Source organism: Clostridioides sp. ZZV15-6388 (assembly GCF_020657755.1).
GTDB lineage: Bacteria > Bacillota > Clostridia > Peptostreptococcales > Peptostreptococcaceae > Clostridioides.
In genome coordinates this window covers 108,849-131,304 of record NZ_JAGWCU010000006.1, presented here as the reverse complement: position 1 = coordinate 131,304, position 22,456 = coordinate 108,849, and the positions used below count along the sequence as shown (strand labels likewise).

Annotated in this window: 22 protein-coding genes and 1 riboswitch; of the genes, 3 read left to right on the top strand and 19 right to left on the bottom strand. The window is 29.9% G+C overall.

Going from position 1 to position 22,456, the window contains the following annotated elements; all coding sequences use genetic code 11:
- Positions 1-156: 156 nt before the first annotated feature.
- The 11 genes from fabF to KGF48_RS05915 all read right to left on the bottom strand — a co-directional run bounded on the left by fabF (position 157) and on the right by KGF48_RS05915 (position 9,297).
- Positions 157-1,395 carry a beta-ketoacyl-ACP synthase II gene (gene fabF / locus KGF48_RS05965; protein ID WP_227867819.1) on the bottom strand — a complete coding sequence of 413 codons (1,239 nt, stop codon included), beginning with the start codon at positions 1,393-1,395 and terminating at the stop codon, positions 157-159.
- Between the two features lie 28 nt (positions 1,396-1,423).
- A complete protein-coding gene (acpP, locus tag KGF48_RS05960) occupies positions 1,424-1,648 on the bottom strand; it encodes an acyl carrier protein (protein WP_227827096.1) in 225 nt (74 codons plus the stop codon).
- A gap of 76 nt (positions 1,649-1,724) precedes the next feature.
- Entirely contained in the window at positions 1,725-2,474 is a 750-nt protein-coding gene (gene fabG, locus KGF48_RS05955; RefSeq protein ID WP_227841228.1) for a 3-oxoacyl-[acyl-carrier-protein] reductase, read from the bottom strand.
- Positions 2,474-3,424 carry an ACP S-malonyltransferase gene (gene fabD / locus KGF48_RS05950; protein ID WP_227827094.1) on the bottom strand — a complete coding sequence of 317 codons (951 nt, stop codon included), beginning with the start codon at positions 3,422-3,424 and terminating at the stop codon, positions 2,474-2,476. Before fabD ends, fabG begins: the two co-directional genes overlap by 1 nt.
- A gap of 15 nt (positions 3,425-3,439) precedes the next feature.
- Positions 3,440-4,369, bottom strand: a complete 930-nt coding sequence (gene fabK / locus KGF48_RS05945) for an enoyl-[acyl-carrier-protein] reductase FabK (protein WP_227827093.1) — start codon at positions 4,367-4,369, stop codon at positions 3,440-3,442.
- 108 nt (positions 4,370-4,477) lie between these two features.
- Positions 4,478-5,464, bottom strand: coding sequence for a beta-ketoacyl-ACP synthase III (locus KGF48_RS05940; RefSeq protein WP_227841229.1), 987 nt, complete (start codon positions 5,462-5,464; stop codon positions 4,478-4,480).
- Between the two features lie 25 nt (positions 5,465-5,489).
- Complete coding sequence (plsX, locus tag KGF48_RS05935; RefSeq protein WP_227841230.1) at positions 5,490-6,512, bottom strand: phosphate acyltransferase PlsX; 1,023 nt, start codon at positions 6,510-6,512, stop codon at positions 5,490-5,492.
- A 10-nt stretch (positions 6,513-6,522) separates the two neighbouring features.
- Positions 6,523-7,080, bottom strand: a complete 558-nt coding sequence (fapR, locus tag KGF48_RS05930; protein ID WP_227434100.1) for a transcription factor FapR — start codon at positions 7,078-7,080, stop codon at positions 6,523-6,525.
- Between the two features lie 202 nt (positions 7,081-7,282).
- Complete coding sequence (gene rpmF, locus KGF48_RS05925; RefSeq protein WP_003419113.1) at positions 7,283-7,459, bottom strand: 50S ribosomal protein L32; 177 nt, start codon at positions 7,457-7,459, stop codon at positions 7,283-7,285.
- Between the two features lie 24 nt (positions 7,460-7,483).
- Positions 7,484-8,008 (bottom strand): YceD family protein, encoded by a 525-nt coding sequence (locus KGF48_RS05920; RefSeq protein WP_227482193.1) that lies wholly within the window; start codon positions 8,006-8,008, stop codon positions 7,484-7,486.
- 92 nt (positions 8,009-8,100) lie between these two features.
- Entirely contained in the window at positions 8,101-9,297 is a 1,197-nt protein-coding gene (locus KGF48_RS05915; protein ID WP_227841231.1) for an acetate kinase, read from the bottom strand.
- 454 nt (positions 9,298-9,751) lie between these two features.
- On the opposite strand from KGF48_RS05915, the gene KGF48_RS05910 reads away from it, so the two are divergent.
- On the top strand, positions 9,752-11,032 hold the full coding sequence (locus tag KGF48_RS05910) for a nucleotidyltransferase (RefSeq protein ID WP_227841505.1): 1,281 nt from the start codon (positions 9,752-9,754) through the stop codon (positions 11,030-11,032).
- Between the two features lie 304 nt (positions 11,033-11,336).
- Here KGF48_RS05910 and KGF48_RS05905 read toward each other — a convergent pair whose 3' ends face one another.
- The 5 genes from KGF48_RS05905 to KGF48_RS05885 all read right to left on the bottom strand — a co-directional run bounded on the left by KGF48_RS05905 (position 11,337) and on the right by KGF48_RS05885 (position 16,883).
- Entirely contained in the window at positions 11,337-12,728 is a 1,392-nt protein-coding gene (locus KGF48_RS05905) for an FAD-binding oxidoreductase (RefSeq protein ID WP_227841984.1), read from the bottom strand.
- 10 nt (positions 12,729-12,738) lie between these two features.
- Positions 12,739-13,959 carry an FAD-binding protein gene (locus KGF48_RS05900; RefSeq protein ID WP_227839904.1) on the bottom strand — a complete coding sequence of 407 codons (1,221 nt, stop codon included), beginning with the start codon at positions 13,957-13,959 and terminating at the stop codon, positions 12,739-12,741.
- A gap of 13 nt (positions 13,960-13,972) precedes the next feature.
- A complete protein-coding gene (locus KGF48_RS05895; RefSeq protein WP_227839903.1) occupies positions 13,973-14,761 on the bottom strand; it encodes an electron transfer flavoprotein subunit beta/FixA family protein in 789 nt (262 codons plus the stop codon).
- 16 nt (positions 14,762-14,777) lie between these two features.
- Entirely contained in the window at positions 14,778-16,052 is a 1,275-nt protein-coding gene (gene larA, locus KGF48_RS05890; RefSeq protein ID WP_227839902.1) for a nickel-dependent lactate racemase, read from the bottom strand.
- A 117-nt stretch (positions 16,053-16,169) separates the two neighbouring features.
- On the bottom strand, positions 16,170-16,883 hold the full coding sequence (locus KGF48_RS05885; RefSeq protein ID WP_227839901.1) for a FadR/GntR family transcriptional regulator: 714 nt from the start codon (positions 16,881-16,883) through the stop codon (positions 16,170-16,172).
- Positions 16,884-17,004: 121 nt separating this feature from the next.
- Here KGF48_RS05885 and KGF48_RS05880 point away from each other — a divergent pair, with 121 nt between their 5' ends.
- Complete coding sequence (locus KGF48_RS05880; RefSeq protein ID WP_227839900.1) at positions 17,005-18,264, top strand: nucleoside recognition domain-containing protein; 1,260 nt, start codon at positions 17,005-17,007, stop codon at positions 18,262-18,264.
- 267 nt (positions 18,265-18,531) lie between these two features.
- Positions 18,532-19,098, top strand: a complete 567-nt coding sequence (locus tag KGF48_RS05875; RefSeq protein ID WP_227434090.1) for a tyrosine-type recombinase/integrase — start codon at positions 18,532-18,534, stop codon at positions 19,096-19,098.
- A gap of 130 nt (positions 19,099-19,228) precedes the next feature.
- Here the strand turns inward: KGF48_RS05875 and KGF48_RS05870 are convergent, their stop codons facing one another.
- The 3 genes from KGF48_RS05870 to obgE all read right to left on the bottom strand — a co-directional run bounded on the left by KGF48_RS05870 (position 19,229) and on the right by obgE (position 22,410).
- Positions 19,229-20,431, bottom strand: a complete 1,203-nt coding sequence (locus tag KGF48_RS05870) for a homoserine dehydrogenase (protein ID WP_227839898.1) — start codon at positions 20,429-20,431, stop codon at positions 19,229-19,231.
- A 103-nt stretch (positions 20,432-20,534) separates the two neighbouring features.
- Positions 20,535-20,641, bottom strand: a riboswitch (SAM riboswitch).
- Positions 20,642-20,734: 93 nt separating this feature from the next.
- A complete protein-coding gene (locus KGF48_RS05865) occupies positions 20,735-21,103 on the bottom strand; it encodes a YhbY family RNA-binding protein (RefSeq protein WP_227434088.1) in 369 nt (122 codons plus the stop codon).
- Between the two features lie 29 nt (positions 21,104-21,132).
- On the bottom strand, positions 21,133-22,410 hold the full coding sequence (obgE, locus tag KGF48_RS05860) for a GTPase ObgE (RefSeq protein ID WP_227839896.1): 1,278 nt from the start codon (positions 22,408-22,410) through the stop codon (positions 21,133-21,135).
- Between the last annotated feature and the right edge of the window lie 46 nt (positions 22,411-22,456).

The window sequence follows — 22,456 nt, the reverse complement described above, 5'->3', positions numbered from 1 at the left end:
ATTTACAACATGTGCTAGAATTAAATTTTAATAAAAAAGTTCCCTAAATTAGACATTTATTCTAATTTAGGGAACTTTTAATTTAGTTAATATAAATTTATAAAGTTAAAAACAAGTGCTTGTTTTTTAATTCTATTTTTAATATTTGTAACTTATTTATACATATTTTTTTAGTACAATTGTAGCATTATGTCCACCAAAACCTAAAGAATTTGATAGTGCATATCTAATATCTTTTTCTTTACCTTTATTTGGAACATAATCTAAATCTAAATCTTCACCAACTTCTTGTATATTTATAGTTGGAGGTACAAAATTATCTTCTATACTCATTGCACAAACAACTGCTTCTATTGCACCTGATGCCCCTAATAAATGACCAGTCATAGATTTTGTTGATGATACACATAAATTATATGCATTTTCTCCAAATACAGTTTTTATAGCCATAGTTTCATATAGGTCATTATAATAAGTTGAAGTTCCATGAGCATTTATATAATCAACTTCTTCTAGTGGAACATTTCCATCTTTTAAAGCCATATTCATAGACCTAGCTGCTCCTTCTCCATTTTCAGCTGGAGTTGTCATATGATATGCATCAGCAGTTAAACCATATCCTACTACTTCTGCATATATTTTTGCACCCCTTGCTAAAGCATGTTCTAAGTCCTCTAATATAACAATACCTGCTCCTTCTCCCATTACAAATCCATCTCTGTTCTTATCAAATGGGCGTGATGCAGTTTTAGGGTCATCATTTCTAGTTGACATAGCCTTCATATTACAGAATCCAGCAAATGCAAGCCCTGTTACAGCAGCTTCAGAGCCTCCTGCTACCATAATATCTGCATCTCCTCTTTGTATAACCTTAAAGGCATCACCTATTGAATGAGTTCCTGATGCACAAGCTGTACATACATTAGTATTAGGTCCTTTTGCTCCTAAAAATATTGAAACTTGACCAGCTGCCATGTTTCCTATCATCATAGGTACAAATAGTGAACTTACCCTTTTATTTCCTTTTTCCAAAAGAATTTTATGCTGAGTTTCTATTGCTTCAACTCCACCTATACCAGAACCTATTATAACTCCTACACGTTCTCTATCAACTTTATCTAAATCAAGATTTGCATCTTCAACTGCTAATTTTGCAGAAACTATTGCAAATTGAGCAAATTTATCTAATCTCTTTAATTCTTTTTTGCTTATATATTCCTCTGGATGAAAATTTTTAACTTCTCCTGCTATTTGAGTTTGATATGTGCTAGCATCAAAATTAGTTATTTTATCTATACCAGATACTCCAGATTTTATATTGTTCCAGAACTCTTCTTTTCCTGTTCCCAATGGTGTAACACATCCAAGTCCCGTTATTACTACTCTTTTATTCATCTGATACCTCCACTTTTTTAAAGCTCGACTATTTGTTAGCTTCTATATAGTTAACTATGTCCCCTATAGATTTGAAGTTTTCTGCTTCTGTATCTGGTATTTCTATACCAAATTCATCTTCAAGTGCCATTATTATTTCTACTGCATCTAATGAATCTGCTTCTAAATCTTTCATTAATGATGTTTCCATAGTTATTTCTTTATCCTCTACTCCTAATTGTTCTATTATTATTGCTACAACTTTATTAAACATTGTGTTCCTCCTAAGATTTTTTATTTTAATTTTTATTTTAAATAGATTTCTCTACTTTTTAAAGTATTATTTTTTATTATTGCATTACCATTCCGCCATCTACATTTAGCACTTGTCCTGTTATATAACTTGACATATCACTAACTAAAAATGCTACAGCATTGGCTACATCTTCTGGTTTACCATAAGATTTTTTTGGTATATTTAATAGTGTTGATTCTTTTACATCATCACTTAGTACTTTAGTCATATCTGTTTCTATGAATCCTGGTGCTACTGCATTTATATTTATATTTCTTGATGCTACTTCTCTTGCAGAAGATTTTGTAAATCCTATAACACCAGCTTTTGATGCACAGTAATTAGTTTGACCTACATTTCCCATGATTCCAACTACTGAAGTCATATTTATTATTTTACCATATTTCTTTTTCATCATAGGTTTAATAACTGCTTTTGTACAATTAAATACACCTTTTAAATTTATATCTATGACTCTATCAAAATCTTCTTCTTTCATTCTCATAAGTAATGCATCTTTAGTTATACCTGCATTATTAACCAATATATCAATTTTTCCAAACTCTTTTATGACAGAGTCCATCATTTGATTTACTTCATCAGATTTAGATACATCACATTTTATAGAAGTACATTTTACACCCATACCTTCTATTTCACTTTTAGTTTTTAGGGCTTCATCCTCTTTAGAAGTATAATTGATTACTAAATCAGCCCCAAGAGATGCTAGTTTCTTTGCTATCTCTTTCCCTATACCTCTAGAGCCACCAGTAACAATTGCTACTTGTCCTGTAAGATTTATCATTATATCTCTCCATTTCCATAATCTTGTACAAATTCATTTAAAGAATCTATACCATCTATATTGTAAATATTCACACTTGCTTTTTTATTAGATGCTATCTTTTTAATAAATGCTTTTAAAGTTTTTCCTGGTCCCATTTCTATAAAAGTATCATAACCATCATTTAATAATCTTTCTATAGAATCTTCCCAAAGTACAGAAGAGCTTACTTGTTTTATAAGCAAGTCTTTACCTTCATTTTCATAGTAATCTGCATTTACATTTGCTACTACATCAACTTTAGGCTTAGTTATATTAACTTTGTCTAATTCACTAGCTAGTTTTAATCCAGCTTCTCTTAGCATTGATGAGTGGAAAGGTCCACTTACATTTAATTTAACAGCTCTTTTTGCTCCTGCTTCTTTACATTTTACCATTGCTTCTTCTATCTTTTCATTTTCACCAGATATAACTATCTGACCAGGAGAATTGTAATTTGCTACTTCTACAATCCCTCCTTGTATATCTTTTACAACATTGCCTAATATTTCTCTATCTAAACCTAAAATAGCTGCCATAGCTCCAACCCCTGTTGGCACTGTTTCCTGCATAAATTTACCTCTTTTTTTAACTAGGCATACAGCATCTTTAAAATCAATTGCATCTGCTGCAACTAGTGCGCTATATTCTCCTAAAGATAAACCTAAACATGCATCATACTTTAAATCTATTTTTGATTGTATTGCTTTTAGTACAGCTACACTATGTGTAACCATAGCTGGTTGAGTATTTTCAGTTTTAGAAAGTTCTTCTTCACTACCCTCAAACATAAGTTTTTTTAAATCTATATTTAAGGCACTACAAGCCTCATCTATTACATTTTTAGCAACCTCGTTATTTTCATATAAATCCTTAGCCATCCCTACATATTGGGCTCCTTGACCAGGAAATACTAGTGCAACTTTTCCCATCATGCTCCTCCTGATTTACAGTTCTATGCCTGGCATAATCTCTTTTGCTTGATTTACCATAGTTTCTATAATTTCTTTACAAGGTGTTATTTTTTTTACCATAGCAGCACTTTGACCTGCCATAAATGAACCTTTTTCTATATCTCCATCTACTGTTGCAAACCTTAAAGCACCTGTACCTTTTTTGTCTAATTCTTCAGGAGTAGCTCCATTTTGTTCCATCTTTAAGAATTCTTTTGATAATTTATTTTTTAATGTTCTTACTGGATGACCTGTACTTCTTCCTGTGACAATTGCATCTCTATCTTTTGCTTTTAATACTAATTCTTTATAGTTTAAATGTACAGCACACTCTTCACTACAAATAAATCTAGTTCCTACTTGAACTGCATTAGCGCCTAGTGCAAATGAAGCAACAATACCTCTACCATCTACAATACCACCTGCTGCTATTACAGGTATATTAACAGCATCAGCAACTTGTGGAACTAAAACCATAGTAGTAAGTTCTCCTATGTGTCCTCCACCTTCTGTACCTTCAGCTATTACTGCTGTAGCTCCTAATTTTTCCATCCTCTGTGCTAAAGCTATTGTTGGTACTACAGGTATAACTTTTGTTCCAGCTTCTTTTAATCTGTCCATATACTTTGCAGGATTTCCAGCCCCAGTAGTAATAACTTGAACCTTTTCTTCTATAATTAAATCTATTATATCATCTACAAATGGTGACATAAGCATTACATTTACACCAAAAGGTTTATCTGTTAATTCTTTACATTTAACAATCTCTTCCTTTATAGCTTCTTTTGGTGCATTTCCTGCTGCTATTATTCCAAGTCCACCTGCATTAGATACAGCACTTGCTAATGATGCAGTAGCTACCCATGCCATTCCCCCTTGGATAACTGGGTATTTTATATTTAACAGTTTGCAAATTTTATTCATATCATTCTCCTTCACTTAAAATCATAAAAGTAAACTTTTTATTGTAAATTAACTTTAATTTTTAGATAAAGCTAATTTTGTTAATTAAAGAATTTCAGATGTTCTATACTATAAAGTCCACTTAACGACTGAAGCTCCCCAAGTTAGACCTCCACCAAAGCCAACTAAAACTACATTATCACCTTTTTTGATTTTTCCTTCTTTATATGCTTCATCTAGCGCAACAGGTATAGATGCAGCAGACATATTTCCATACTTATTTATATTTACATAAACCTTATTCATATCAATCCCTAATCTCTTAGAGGATGCTTGTATTATTCTTATATTAGCTTGATGTGGTATTAGATAGTCTATATCAGTTGTATTTAAATTTGCTTTTTCAAGAGCTGTTAAAGATGTTTCTGCCATCTTTCTAACTGCAAACTTAAATACATCACTACCTGCCATCTCTATTGTATGTAGATTAGCTTCTACAGTATCTTTACTTGCTCTAAGTCTTGAACCTCCAGCAGGTATCTTTAAACAGTCTTTTCCCCTACCATCAGAACCCATATGTGTAGATAGGATTCCACCTTCACTTACAGGTCCAATAACAGCTGCTCCAGCACCATCTCCAAATAGTACTGCTGTTGACCTATCATTGTAGTTTAGAAACTTAGAGCAAGTTTCTGCTCCTATTACAAGTACATTTTTATAACAACCAGTTTCCACAAATTGCTTTGCAATAGTTACTCCATATACAAATCCAGAACAAGCTGCTGATATATCAAATGCAGTAGCATTCACTGCTCCTATTGCTTCTTGTACTATACATGCAGTTGAAGGCAAAGACATATCAGGAGTAATTGTTGCCAAAATAATCAACTCTATATCCTCTACATTTAACTTTGCACACTCTATAGCTTTTAAAGCAGCCTTAGATGCTAGGTCAGAAGTTGCCTCATTATCTTCTACAAACCTTCTTTCCTTAATACCAGTTCTAGTGCTTATCCACTCATCTGATGTATCCATTATTTTTTCGAAGTGAAAATTATCATATGATTTCTCAGGTAGATAACTTCCCACACCTAATATTCCAGCCTTTGTATTCATTATATATTAAACCTCCAAAACGAGTTTATTCATTTTCGTTATTTTTATTTTCTTCATTATATTTACTTATAAATTGATTGATATCCTCAACAACTTTTCCTTTTGTAAATTTTATCCCTTGATTTATAGCATTTTTTATAGCTTTAGCATCAGAGCTACCATGAGCCTTTATAACTCCTCCATTTAATCCTAAAAGTGGAGCTCCTCCATACTCAGAATAATCTATAAAACTCTTTAATTTCTTTAAATCATCTTTTATAAGTAATGCTCCTATTTTGCTTTTTGTACTAGCCATAAAAGTTTCCTTTATAAGACTCATAACTGAAAGAGCTACCCCTTCAGCAGATTTAAGTAATATATTACCCGTAAATCCATCACAAATAATTATATCTGTATATGCATTTATAACCTCTCTAGCTTCTACATTTCCTATAAAATTTAAATCTAATTTTTTAATTTCTTCATATGATTTTTTAACTAAATCATTGCCTTTACCTTCTTCTAGTCCAACATTTGCTAGTGCCACTTTAGGATTTTCAAGTCCCAACACTTTTCTTGAGTAAATATTACTCATAGCTGCAAATTCAACTAGATTCTTAGATTTACAATCTGCATTCGCACCGCAGTCTGCTATAAGTGTCATTCCTCGCTTTACATTTGGTATTGCTGAGCATAAGCAAGGTCTATCAATTCCTTTTATTCTACCGACTACAAATAATCCACCAGCAAGTAAAGCTCCTGTGTTTCCAGCTGATATTATAGCATCTGCCTTACCTTCTTTTACGAGGTTTAATGCTACTACCATAGATGAATCTTTTTTGCTTCTTATGGCCTTAACTGGTTTATCTTCATTTTCTATAATCTCAGTAGTATGAACTATTTCTAGTTTATTTCTATCAAATTCATAATTTGAAAATTCCTTTTCTAATAAATCTTTATCTCCTGTGATTATTAAATCTACTTGATATTCTTTTATAGCATTTACTGCGCCTTCTACATTAGATTTTGGTGCATTATCTCCACCCATTCCATCTATTACTATTTTCATGATTTTCCTCCTAATCTAACTCTTCAAAGATAAACTTTCCTCTAAATATTTGCTCTTGGGCTTTATTATTGATAACAACTTTTACATAATGCTTTTTGTCTATATTTCTATACACTTCTGCTTTTGCTATAAGTCTGTCTTGTTGTTCTATCAACTTAAAACATTTTACATTTGCAACTCTCATAATAACTTTAGGTGCATCTATTATAGCCATTGCTAATGAATCTGCTAGAGAAAATATATACGTATCTTTCAAAGTATTAGTTTTAGAGTAAATCATGTCCTCTGTAACTTCTAACATAGATATACCTAATTGCCCTACAGATAAATCAATGATTTCGCCTGTAATTTCCTTTACTCCTAAAGTCTTTACTTTTGAACTCTGAGTTTCTGCTATTGATTTGACTCTTTCTCTTAGCTCTGGTATGTTTAGACTCATTCTATCTAATCTTATTGTCTGTATACTCACATTAAACAAACTTGATAATTCTTCATCAGTATAAAAAGGATCAGTCTTTAGCATATCTATAAGCTCTTGTTGTCTTTGGGCTTTACTCTTCTTTTTCATGTTCCCTCCAAATTTTATAGCTGTAATTAGTACCAGCTACTAATAGTAGTATATAGTAACACACAAAAATTTTCAATACTTATATTATTATTTTTCTAATTTTTAATATGCATAAAATCCATTTATTTCTCTAGTAAATCATCTTTTTTTATATGTACAAAAAAAACATGTAGAGTATACTCTACATGTTCTTTAGAAGCTATTACTTAGATACAACTTCTTTACCTTTATAATATCCACAGTCTGGACACACTCTATGTGGTAATTTTGGCTCATGACATTGTGGGCAACTTACAAATCCTGTTGCTTCCATCTTTGAGTTAGCTGCTCTTCTCATTTTTGTGTTTGATTTAGACGTTTTACGCTTTGGTACTGCCATTTACGCCACCTCCTTAGTCAAAATTTAATTAAATAAATCTTTTAATTTAGCAAAACGAGGATCTATGTATTCCTCATCGTTTGTAATTTCACTGCAAGAACATTCTCCTTCATTTAAGTTTGCTCCGCATCCTTGACAAAGACCTTTACAGTTTTCACTACAAAGAACTTTATGAGGCACATTAAAATCTAATGTCTGTTCTATTATATCAATAAGGTCGATTTCTTCACCATCGAATATAAAAGGATCAAATTCCTCAAATTCATCTTCATCATAATCTTCTTCTTTTACTAAAAAACCTTGTATAGAATACTCTAATGGTATTTCTACTTCTTTAAGACATCTTGAACAATTGTCAACAATTGTAAAATTGACATCTATATCTAGATATAAACCTTTATTAGTCTTTGATACTTTACCTTTTAAATTTACAGGTGATACTAATTTGTAAATCTCATCACAATAACTAATAGTATCAATTTTTTCACAAAAATTCAAGTCTATTTTGTCAGTTTCTTTTCTATTTATTTTTTCTATGCTAACTTTCATTAAGTTCACCTCAACATATCACCAAATTTATTATACAAATCTAGCATTTGTTTGTCAAGTATTTTTACTTGATAGGCATAAGTTTAATTAAATTATTTTACTAATCTTAATGTATCTCTAGCTATCATTAATTCTTCGTTAGTTGGTATTAAAAGCATTTTTACTTTAGAGTCATCAGTAGATATTACTGTTTCTTTTCCTCTAACATCATTAGCTTCCTTATCTAATTTCATTCCTAAGAATTCCATATTAGAAGCTATATCTGCTCTTATAGCTTTTCCATTTTCACCTACACCAGCAGTAAATACTACAACATCTAATCCATTCATTTCAGCAGCATAAGCACCTATATACTTTTGTACTTTTTTAACATAAGCTTCTAATGTTGCTTGAGCTCTTTCATCTCCATTTTTAGCTGCATCTTCTATATCTCTAAAATCACTAGAAATTCCAGTCATTCCATATACTCCAGATTCTTTGTTCATTAATTTATCTAATCCATCAGCATCTAAACCTTCTTTTCTCATTAAGAAAGGTAATATAGCAGGATCTATATCTCCACATCTAGTTCCCATTATTAATCCTTCTAATGGAGTGAATCCCATAGATGTATCTATACATCTTCCACCATCAACAGCAGCTATAGAAGCACCATTTCCTAAGTGACAAGTTACTATTTTTAAGTCTTTTATATCTTTTCCTAATATCTCTGCTGCTTTTTGAGATACATAGTTATGAGAAGTTCCATGGAATCCATATCTTCTTACTCCATATTTAGTATATAATTCATGAGGTAAACCATATAAGTATGAAGATTTAGGCATTGTTTGATGGAAAGCAGTATCAAATACTCCTACCATTGGTACATCTGGAAGTATAGCTTTACAAGCATCAATTCCCATTATGTTTGCTGGATTATGAAGTGGAGCTAAATCTATACATTCTTTTAAAGCTTCTTCTACTTCTGGAGTTATTACTACTGAAGTTGCAAATTTTTCTCCAGCATGAACAACTCTATGCCCTACTGCATCTATTTCTTTCATTTCTTTAACTGCACCAAATTCTGGATGAGCAACAGCTTCTAACACTAATGCTATTGCATCTTTATGGTCTTTCATTGGTTGTTCAACAATGTATTTATCATCTCTTCCTGCTTTTTCATGTTTAAGTATAGAACCTTCTATTCCTATTCTTTCAACTAATCCTATACATAAAACTTCTTCATTACTCATATCTATTAATTGATATTTTAATGAAGAACTCCCACAGTTTAATACTAATATTTTCATTATTATTTCCTCCTTAGATTTTTATAAATAATATGTAATCAGTTTTGATTCATAATAAGTGTCTAAAACCCTATATTTTGTTATTTTGTCATAGATATATTATTGTATACATTAAACGATTTTCATAAATAATATATCACCTTTTAATATAAAAGTATATACTTTTTTTTATATTATATCATATTTCTATTGTGGTAAATTGTATGTTCTAATAACAATTTATTAACAAATTAACTTAATGTAGATTATTCTTTCCCATTTGCTATAATAATATAATATAAAGGCTTAATAAAGTTATTTTAATAACACTTAACTGATTTCTTGTTATGTAGTATTTCTACATTTTAACAAATTTTTTTATGTTTTTTAGCTAGATAATTAAAAATTTAAATTTTATACATATTATAATAAATTACAATGTATATAAAATAAACAAAGATAAAAGGAGCATTTTATGAATATACTTGGATTAATAGTTGAATATAACCCATTTCATAATGGACATATCTATCATTTATCTAAATCTATAGAAAAAACAAATGCAACACATACAGTGGCAATCATGAGTGGAAACTTTCTTCAAAGAGGTGAACCAGCTTTATTTGATAAATATACTAGAGCAAAAATTGCTGTCGAAAATGGTGTAGACTTAGTTATAGAATTACCAACTATGTTTGCTTGCCAAAGTGCTGAAATTTTTTCTCATGGTGCCATAACAATTTTAAATTCTCTAAATTGTATAAGTTCTGTATGTTTTGGTAGTGAAGAGGGAAACATAGATATTCTTTGCAGTATTGCAGAAATTTTAGCAAATGAGCCAAAGGAATTTAAATTGCTTTTAAAAAAATATTTAGATGATGGTATGTTATTTCCAGCGGCTAGAGCTAATTCACTTTTTGATTATATACACCAATATGAAAACAACAACTTAGCTCAAAAAACTACAAAAGAACAATTATTAAAAATATTAAATTCATCAAATAATATACTTGGTATAGAATATATAAAAAATCTTATCAATTTAAACAGTAATATAAAGCCATTTAATATTTCCAGAGTTCAGTCAGAATACAACTCTAAAGAAATTGATAATAGTATTTGCTCTGCTACTGCTATAAGAACTTCACTTAAAGAAAATTGCAATATATCTCAATTAAAAAGAGTTATTCCAGAAAAAACTTATAATATATTAAATGAAAAAATAGATAGTAAATTTTTTCCTATGTTTGATGAATTATTTTTTGATACTTTAAAAACAATAGTACTTAGAGACATATCCAATTTAAAGGATTATTTTGAAGTAAATGAAGGTATAGAAAATAAAATTTACAAAGACATTTTTACATCTAGCTCTTTATACGAATTACAATTATCAATTAAGTCTAAGAGATATACTTTAACTAAAATCAAGAGAACTTTAAATAATATATTGTTAGGCATAAGAAAAAGCGATATTCACCTTGTAAAAGATATAGACACTGTTCCTTATATAAGAATACTTGCTTTCAATGACAAAGGTAGAGAAATTCTAAAAGAGATAAAAAATAAATCTAACATAGAAATAATAAATAAATTTTCAAATATATCATTTTCATTAGATGATGCGATTTTTAAAACACTTATAAGTTATGACATAAAATCTACAAATATATACAACTCAGTATATTACAGAAATAATAAAGATTTAATAAAAGGTCCTATGGACTTTTACACTCATCCAATCTATGTAAAATAAGTTTTTTAAATAGCTTTATCAATTTTAAATAAACTCATCAAATTAATAAGATGTATTTCTAATTAAAAATATTTTTTATGGATAAAATATGCTTCACATGTGCATTCATATTTTTAGGATGGTAACATCAACTTAACTTAAATAACATTTCATATTTCTAAAGTTAAGTAAACATTGCCATCCTAAAATCTTTATAAATAATATTAATATTTACAAGTAATATTAACATTAAAAAGTAAATTTAAGTTATTAAATTTAAATCTGTTTTTTATAACTTTTATATTAAAAAATAACATTTATATATTTAATATATCTTTCCTGGATTTAAAATATTTTTAGGGTCAAAAGCTACTTTTATATTTTTAATTAACATCATATAGGCATCTGAGTTTGATTCATGTAAATACTCTTTTTTTGCATATCCTATACCATGTTCACCTGAGACTTGACCATTAAGTTCTCTAGATTTTTTATACATACAGTCAAAAGTTTCTTTTAATCTTGATTTCCAAGTATGTTCATCCATACCATCTTTTAATATATATATGTGTAGATTTCCATCACCTGCATGACCAAAACTTTTTATTCTTATTTTTAACTCATCTTGAAGCTCATGAGTATATCTTATAAACTCTGCTACCCTGTCTCTTGGTACAACGACATCGCATTCATCCATTTCTGTTGTAGATGCCTTTATAGCTTCTAAGAAAGCCCCTCTGGCTGACCAGATAGAATCATTTCTTTCTTGTGTATCTGATATAAATACATCTAATGCTCCATTTTCTAAACACAGATTAGCGACTTTTTCATATTCTTTTTCTATATCTTCAATACTATTTCCATCAAACGTAAGTAGAAGATAAGCATCTGATGTATTATCTGGAAACTTTTTACCTAAAAATTCTTCCGCAGCCAATATTACATCTCTTTCCATAAATTCTATGGCTGTTGGTATTGATTTTGATTTTATTATTTTAGGAACAGTCTCTATTGCCATTGATAAATTTGGAAAAGGTATAAGTAAACTTACACTTTTCTTTGGTAAAGGAAGTAATTTTAATATCGCCTTTGTAACTATTCCTAGAGTTCCTTCTGAACCTATTAATAAATCTTTTATGCTATATCCAGAACTATTTTTAACTACTTTTCCCCCTATATTTATAACTTCTCCATTTGGTAATACTACTTCAAGACCTCTAACATAATCTCTTGTAACACCATATTTTACTGCTCTCATTCCACCTGCATTAGTATTTATATTACCTGCTATTGTAGCACTCTTCTCACCTGGGTCAGGTGGATAAAATAAATCTCTCTCTTGAACATATTGACCTATTGTCATAAGCAAAACTCCTGGTTCTACTGTCAATGTTAGATTTTCATAATCAACCTCAAGTATTTTATTCATTTTACATAGATTAATCATTATTCCACCATTTATGGCAACAGCAGCTCCTACAAGACCAGTTCCTTGTCCTCTTGGCGTAACTGGTATATTGTTTTCATATGCATATTTCATTATTTTAGATACTTGTTCGGTTTCAAGCACATTTACTAGAACTTCAGGATATTTTTCTATTCCTCCAAGTTCATCATGTGAAAAATCTTCATTTATATCACTTCCAACTACTACATTTTCATCTCCACAAATATCTATTAAAAAATTTATATCTTTTTTATCAATTGATTTATACATTTCTATCCCCCTATTCAGCTGCTGATGCCACATATATTTGCTTATCATCTTTTTTATTTTCTATTTTTTTAATCAATTTAGGAATAATATCATAAATATCTCCTATTAAAGCTAAGTGTGCTACATCTAGTATAGGTGCTTTATCATCTTTATTTATAGCTACTATATAATCAGCTCCTTGCATTCCTGCAACAAATTGAACAGCTCCAGATACACCACAAGTTATTATTAATTTAGGCTTGACAGTTCTACCACTAAGACCTATTTGTTTTTTAGCATCTATCCAACCTGCTTCTATAATCGGTCTTGTTCCTGCTACTTGAGCATTTAACTTGTCAGCTAATTTATATATCATATCCATATCTTCTTGTTTCTTTATTGCTCTACTTGCAACTACTATTACTTCTGCTTCTTCAAGACCAACTTCTTTACTTTTTTCCTTTACACTCAGTACTTTAATCTTAGATTTTAACTCTTTTTTTTCTATTTCACATAAAGTTATTTTTCCTGTTGCATTTTCTACCTTTTCTGGAGCTGAAAATATTTTATATCTTACAGTGGCAAATTGAGGTCTATTATTAGGTGTATTTATGTGAGCCATTATATTTCCACCAAATGCTGGTCTTATTTGGTCTAAATCAGTGTTTGATTGCACATCAAGTATTGTACAATCTGCTGTAAGCCCTGTTTTAAATCTAGCAGCAAGCCTTGGAGCTAATGACCTACCTAATGTAGTTCCACCAACCAACATTATTGTTGGTTTTATTTTATTTATAAAGTTTTCTATTGCTTTTGCATACGGTTCTATCCTAAACTCTTTAAATTCATCTTCATCATATACAAATACTTCATCAATACCATAAGAGATAAGATTCTTACATTTATCTTTTATACCTTTTCCTACAAATACACAATATACAGGTTGCTTTATTTTTGATGCCATTTCACGAGCTTTCCCTATAAGTTCATATGTTACAGGATGTATATTCCCATTATGATGTTCTACATATACTGCCACTCCTTTCCATTCATCCTTATTTATTTTTGCTTTATTACTCTCTATAAATTCAAATGCACCTTTGGGTCCACTTTTGACACACAATTTGCACATCTTACAGCCAGCACTTATTTCTACCTTACCTGATTTTTCTTCTATAGCACCAAAAGGACAAATTTCTAGTACGCTTTTCAAATCAGTTATTTTATCTTGATTTACAACTATTTTTGACATTTCTTCTTCCCCCTTAGACTAATTTTAATTCCTCTAATTTATTTATAAGTGCAGTACTTAACTCTTCTGCATTTCCTCTCATAATATTTTTATCTGTATTTGGCTTAGGAGGAAATATTCTTACAACTTGAGTAGGGGAACCATTTAATCCATAATTATTTTCGTCCTTGTCCTCAAAATCATCTAGACTGTACACAGGTATTTTTCTTTCTCTAGTCTCTAGCTTTAACTTAAATGAAGGCAATCTTGGTTGAAAAATATCTTTTTCTACTGTTATCAAACAAGGATACTCAATTTCACATACTTGTAAATCATTTGGCATATCTATTTCAACAACTATGCTTTTCTCTTTGATTTCAATTAATTTTGTAACATTAGTTACATGAGGTATATCTAAAAACTCAGCTACTTCAGGTCCAACCTGTGCTGTATCACCATCAGTGGTTTGTTTTCCACAAATTATTAAGTCTACTCTACCCATTTTTCTAATGCCTTGCGATATAGTGTAAGAAGTTGCCAAGACATCTGCTCCTCCAAATCTTCTATCGCTTATTAAAGCTCCTTCATCTGCCCCCATCATAAAACTCTCTTCTATTACCTTCTTTGCTTGTGGAGGACCCATAGTAAGTACTTTTAGATTCGCTTTTGTGTCTTTTTTTATTCTAAGTGCTGTTTCTAAAGCATATAAATCATAAGGATTCATTTTTGAATCTACTCCATCTCTCTTTAGTACACCTGTGGATTCATCAACCTCTACTGCGGTTGTTCCAGGTACTTGTTTAATACATGTCAAAATTTCCATAAACTACACCCCTTTTTTATTTAACTATCACTGATACTCCATCAGGTATAACTGTAACTTTACTATCTTCACCAGCTATATTAGTAGCCATATCTAAAGCATCCTTAAAATTAAATGCATGTTTCATATGCATTTTCTTTATCATTTCAGGACTACACTTATCTGTTACCATTATTACAGTATACTTAGATAGTATTCTTGCTAATATCTGAAATTCCCATTGGTCTGGAATTGTATCACATCTGCCAACACTCCTAATTTTTTCTAAAAGTTGTTTTGGAGAATCTGCGTTTGCTACATTTTCATAAAAGGATTGACCTCCATGACCATCATTACATGCTGCAATCATTATTATTACTCCACCTTCTTTACATGTAGCCTCTGCTGCTGTCATACCTTTAACTGCTTGATAAATATTTTGGTCTAATGGGTATCCACCATTTGTACTCACTACAATATCTGACTTTATGGAATTTACTTTTGAAAGCTCTGTTACAAATTCACAACCTTTGGTATGTGCTTTTTCGACATCACCAGCAAATGATGCTATTACTTTTTTCTCTTTATCTATTACAACATTCAATATAAATGCTAGTTTAGCAACCTTAGCTGCATATACCATATCTTCATGAATAGGATTATTTTTTAATTTTCCAGTTCTCGAATTGTCACTATCTATAAAATCACTACAATGGTTATACATTATAGTTTTTGCAGAGGCTATTCCTGGGAGTACACTTTTTCTTCCTCCTGAGAAACCTGCAAAAAAATGCGGTTCTATAAAACCTTCTGCGATTAAAAGTTCTGCCTCATATGCAAGTTTATTTATATATAAATCCCCACCTGAAGGTAATACACCCACCTTGCACATAGCTTCATCATCAGTAGATATATGCATGATTATTTCTTCATTATCTACAATTTCTTCTCCCATCTTATAAACTAATTCTTCTCTTGTACTTGGCCTATGAAAACCAGTTGCTACTATAATCTTCACATCAATTTTAGGATTAGCTTTCCTGATTCTTCTTAAAATAATTGGCATAGTTACTTTACTTGGAACAGGTCTCGTATGGTCACTTGTAATTATAACTACATTCTTTTTTCCTTTAACTAACTCTTCCAATGATAAAGAGCCTATTGGATTATTCATGGATTCTTCAACTATTTCTTCTTGCGTCTTATGTTTTACATAATTATCCGACTTTGATTCCAAGACACCAAGAAAACGTTTGTTAGGTATTTCTAAAATCATTCCTTGCTTTGAATAAGGTACTTTTAACTTTACCATTTTTAATCTCCCATTATAATAAACTATAAAATTGGTATGTGGTCATACCAGTTTTACATTTATATAATAGTACCATTATCTTCTATTTGCAAGAATAATTTATTTTATAACAAACTTTTAATTTTCATTTTTTCTGTAGTTTTTGCTTATAAATCTCATATGCTCTTTCGCTTTTTCATGTGCAAGTTCCGTATTATTTTCTATAACCGCATTATATATAGCTTCATGTTGCTTAAGTAAGATAGTTTCATTTAAAGGTTCTGCAATTATCTTCTCTCTTGCATCTTCTATAAATCCATCAAACAATTTTGATGCTGTTATAAAAAGACTTTGAATTAAATAATTTTTACTTATTGTAGCCAATTTGCTGTGAAATTTTTGATCTAATAAAACCAAAATTTGATTATTATCTTTTTTCTTGGTTTCTATTCTCATTTCATCTATTATACTTTTTAATTCTATAGATTCAGAAGAAGTTATTCTCTTTGAAGCAAGTTTTGCAATCTCAATTTCTAAAATTATTCTAAGCTCTAGTATGTCTTCAAGTGTACCATTATTCAGTTTAAAAATCATAGATAGAGGCTCTATTAAAGTTTTGTCTATATTTGTGCATATAAAATTACCCTCACCTTGTCTGCTTTCTATCACACCCATAGTTTCCAAAACTCTGATAGCTTCTCTAATAGAGGTTCTACTTACATTCATTTGTTCAGACAATTCTCTTTCAGACAGTAGTTTATCACCCTTTTTTAACTCTCCATTTAATATCTTATGTTGAATTTGCTCAATTACTTGTTCATAAACTTTTTTACTAGCTATACTATTAAACATTTTTCCCTCCCATGTAGTAGTCGTTGTTATATATATCTATTATATATCTTAAGCTATTAGATTCATATATTTTTGTTACTTTTAATATAATATCTTATAACTCAAATTTACAGGTGATATTATGAAAAAAAATAAAATTATTGGTTTTTTCGCTCCTGCTATCATAGTTGGAGTTCTAGTTTTAGGCATTATTTTATACCCAAATGAAGCTATAAAATCTGCAAGAGAGGGTTTTTCCATATGGTCTAATGTTCTAGTCCCATCACTACTCCCTTTTATAATTGGTGCAAACCTAATTGTCGATTTAAAAATAGTAGATATTATAGGGTTTATTATTAATCCCATAACTAGACTTGTGTTTAATGTATCAGGAAAAAGTGCTTTAGCTTTTGCAATATCAGCAGTATCTGGTTATCCAGTGGGAGCAAGTCTAGCTTCTGAATTTAGAAGCAATAAACAGATTTCTAAGTATGAAGCCCAAAGACTTGTATCTTTTTGTTCTACATCAGGACCTTTATTTATAATAGGCTCAGTTGGTACAGGTATGTTTCAAAATTCAAATTTAGGTTACTTGATGATTTTATGTCATTACTTGGGAACTATATTGGTTGGTCTTTTTTTTAGAAATTATGGAAATGAAAATCTTCCAAAGACAAAATTAGATTTAAAAACAAACATAAAAAACACAATTAATATTAGAAGTTCTAGTGGTAATGGGTTTTTTGTTCTATTTGGAAATGCTGTCTTTAATGGAGTAAATACATTACTTACAGTTGGTGGATTTGTAATTGTTTTTTCGGTAGTATTTAAAATACTATCACTATTTAATGTAATCTCATTAATAGCATCAGTTATATATTTACCTCTTTCACTTTTAGGTGTCAACAAGGAACTCTGTCAAGCATTTGTAAGTGGTCTATTTGAAATCACAATTGGTTGTAATAAGGTATCTAGTATAACAAGTGCCCCAGAAATCCTCAGAGCATCTTTAGCTAGTTTTCTGATAGGATTTAGTGGATTATCTATACTAGCTCAATGTTGTACATTTTTATCAAAAACAGATATAGACTTAAAATTATACATACTAAGTAAGTTTGCACATGGACTTTTAGCAGGTTTATTTATTTTTATACTTTATCCTATTGCAAATTCTACTGTATTAGTTTCTAGCTTTGCTGATACATATAATATCATATATAATAATCTAATTTGGTTCTATTATATTAGCTATTATGACACGATTCTTCAAATTATAATAATAATTTACTTAATTTCAGCTTTATTTGTTGCTAAAAAACACATGAGAAATTTATCTACAAGCGGAAAATTGATTAGATATAAAAATACTTTTTTTATAAAAAACTTATTTCGAAAAAAATAAAATGTATAAAAATTAACTAAACGCTTCCATTTTCTAATTATATTTGTCATAATCTTAATAACCTTTTTAATTACTTTATCATCATAGTTACTTCATCACAATTTGATAATTTTTTATAACAATATTTTTCAAAAATTCTCCTTAATCACATATAGTACACTTATATAAACTAATTGGTATATTTTTCCAATATATAATATTTCATTTATATTATATAATAAATACCGACCTAAACTTATCAAATCAAACTAAGAGGAGTGGTTGAAAATGGCAACAAGACCTATAGAAATAGACGAATATAAAAAGATAATGGAACTACTACATACGGGCTTTATTTATAGTGAAAATGGCGTTGAAAAAAGATTTAGAAAGAATCCTAAGGTTGCATTAGCACTAATGTTAGAAGCTAATTTAGGTCTAAGAATATCAGATATTTTAAGATTAAAAATAGGTAATTTTAAAGGTAATATGTTGGAAATAAACGAAAAAAAAACGGGTAAACTACAGTATAGACCTGTTAACAAAAATATAATTGAATCTATAAATGAACATGCAAGAAAGTATAATCTTAAATCAGATGACTACTTAGTAAATATAAAGACAAAAGCTATCCAGAAACAATTGAGGATAATTTGTAAATACTTAAATTTGTATAACATAAGCACACATAGCTTTAGAAAGCTCTACGCTACTACTCAATTTGAAAAGAGTAACAATAACTTAGAATTAGTTAAGGAACTCTTAAACCATAGTTCTGTAGCCACTACACAGCGATATATAAGGGTAACCCAGCAAGCTATTAACGAGGCTAGTGAAAATTTTTTTATTGAATAAGTAAAATGTTATAATCTATCTATTTTTCTATTATCTTATTAAGTCACCAGATGTTAAAAAGGTGAAGAAAAACAAAATAAACGTTTGTTTTTCTTCACCTTTAAATTTTTACAATCATTACATAGATGTTTTAATCTACTTTTAATAGTTTTCTAACTGACTTACTATAGTCATTTCTTTTTACATCTTCTAAGAACCTGTCAATTTCATGCTCTGATTTTGCATTTACAAAAATAGCAAGCTCTTCTTCATCTATAATATTATAGCTATCTACATACTTATCTAAACATTTTAAAATGCCCTCTCTATTATATTCACTAAATCTGACTACCGCACTACATTCATCTTCTATAAGCCCACTCAAATCCAATTTACCTTTTGAAAAAGACTTTATATTTGAACTCCTATTATCTATTATATCTATGATATCAGCATAAACAGCACTTCCTGTTGCACCTCTTCCAGCACCCTTACCTACAAAAGAAAGTTCTCCTACTGAGTCTCCCACTATAATTACTACATTAAACTCATTATCTATTTTAGATAGCATATTATCATTATCCACCAATGCTGGTCTAACAAATCCACTTACTTCACCCAATTCATATTTACTTCTAGCAACTAATTTTATCTTACAATTTAATTTCTTAGCATATTCTATATCCTTTTCATCTATTGAAGTTATTCCTTCTAATAACAAATCTTTCCAATATACTATTTTCCCATAAGATAAAGTAGATAATATAGATAATTTTCTAGCACTATCATATCCTAAAACATCTGCATCAGGATTAACTTCTGCAAAGCCTAACTCTTGTGCTTGTTTTAAAGCTACATCATATGGTAAATTTTCATCATACATCTTTGATAATATAAAGTTGCATGTTCCGTTTAAAATAGCATTTATACTTTTTATACTATTACCTTCTAATGATTCTATTAATGGCTTTAAAACTGGAATACCACCTGCTACTGATGCTTCAAATTTAATGCTAACATCATTTAAGTTAGCCAGCTCTATAAGGTCACTACCTCTTTCAGCTAATAAATCTTTATTTGCTGTTACTACATGTATTTTTTTATTTAGAGCTCTTGTTACATAATCAAGAGCTGGATTTAGCCCTCCAATTACTTCGACTAATATATCAATATCTTTGTTAAATATATCTTCTATATCTGTTGTTACCTTATCAAAATATCTCTTTGATTTATGCTTCTCTTTATTTTTAACTAAAATTCCAACTATTTCTATTTCTCTTTTTGAAGTATTATTCTCTATTAAATCTATTAATCCACTTCCTACTGTTCCATACCCTAATATTCCTATCTTCACTGTTACATACCCCCATCATTTTTGATTATATTAATTTATTTATATATATAAATATGCCAATTAAAAAAGCTTGAGTATAAACTCAAGCCATATGACGGGTTTATACTCATCTTTCAGCGTAATTGCTGCAGGATTTAGCACCAATGTATATTAAAATATACTGGTTGCCGGGCTTCATAGGGCCAGTCCCTCTGCCTCTCTTGATAAGATTGCTAATTTAAATTTATTGTTAATAGTATAATACAATTTTTTCCAATTGTCACTATATTTTTTAACTTATTATTTCTAAAATAATCTAATTAATTATCTAACTGCTCTTTTAGTTGGTTTACCTTTTTTTGTAACATTGTTATTTTTAACCTTAGCTTTTGCCTGCTCATGCCCTGGGAAAAGTATCTTAGGCTCATCAATATTTCTCTTGTAAATAGTAAATTTAAAACCAATAGCTTGAACAAACTCTGCTCTTAAAGCTTCACATACTGCATTAGCAGTTTCTTTAGCATCAAGACCTGCATTTTCTAGTATAGTAACCTTTACTAGTTCTCTAACTCTTAGCATATCCTCTAATTGCTCTAAAAAGCTTTCTGTAACGCCTTCCTTACCAATTTGTGTAGTAGGCTTTAAAGTATTTGCTAAAGATCTTAAATATGCTCTTTGCTTTCCTTTTAACATATTATCACCTCTATAATTCTATATCAAAATTAATTGTAAAATTCAAATTCTAATTCGTAAATTCTAACTACATCCCCATCTTCAATTCCCATCGCTCTAAGCCTGTCAAATACACCTTGACCTTCCATAGCTTTTTGGAAATATTGAAGTGATTCCATATCATCAAAATTCACAGAATACATTATTCTTCTAAGTGCCTTACCTGTAACTACATATACACCATCTTCAACATCTATGTTTAATTCTTCCTCTGTTCCAATATCAAGTTCTGGTCTATACATTTCTTCTTCTGAAACTAATTCCACATCTTCTACTTCTTTTAACATTTTAGAAACATAGGCAATTACATCATCTATTCCTTGACGAGTTGCTGCAGACATCTTAAATACTGTATATCCTCTACCTTCTAATTCATCCTTAAATTTTTCAAATTGGCTTTCATCTTCCAATATATCAAATTTATTTGCAACTACAACCTGAGGTCTTGTTGAAAGCTTCTCATTATATAATTTAAGCTCATCATTTATTTTGTCAAAATCCTCAATCGGGTCTCTACCTTCTAGTCCAGATATATCTACAATATGTATCAATACCTTAGTTCTTTCAACATGTCTTAAGAATTCATGACCTAATCCTATACCTTCAGAAGCACCCTCTATAATTCCAGGTATATCTGCCAATACAAAACTATCTCCAAACTTAGTTTGAACAACACCTAAATTTGGTGTCAATGTTGTAAAATGATAGTTTGCAATTTTTGGCTTAGCTTTAGTTACAACTGATAAAAATGTTGACTTCCCTACATTTGGAAATCCTAAAAGACCTACATCTGCTATCATTTTAAGTTCAAGAGTTATCCATCTTTCTTCTCCATCTGTACCAGACTTTGCAAAAGCCGGAGCTTGTCTTACTGCATTTGCAAAGTGTTGATTACCTTTACCACCTATACCACCTTTTGCAACTACTGCTGTATCTCCTTCTTTCTTTAAATCTGCTAATACAAGACCTGTCGCTTCATCTCTTACTACTGTACCTGCTGGTACTTTTAATATTAAGCTTTCTCCATTTTTACCAGCTCTTTTACCTTTGCTACCGTCGCCACCATGTTGAGCTTGATATTTTTTCTGGTATTTAAAGTCCATTAATGTTCTAAGACCTAAATCAACTTCAAATATGATGCTCGCTCCACGACCACCATCTCCACCATCTGGCCCACCAGCTGGAACATATTTTTCTTTTCTAAATGCTACCGAACCATTTCCACCATTTCCAGCTTTAACAAATATTCTCGCTTTATCTATAAACAAATTCTTCACCTACTTAATTGAAAACTTTTAATTAGCATTACCAAAA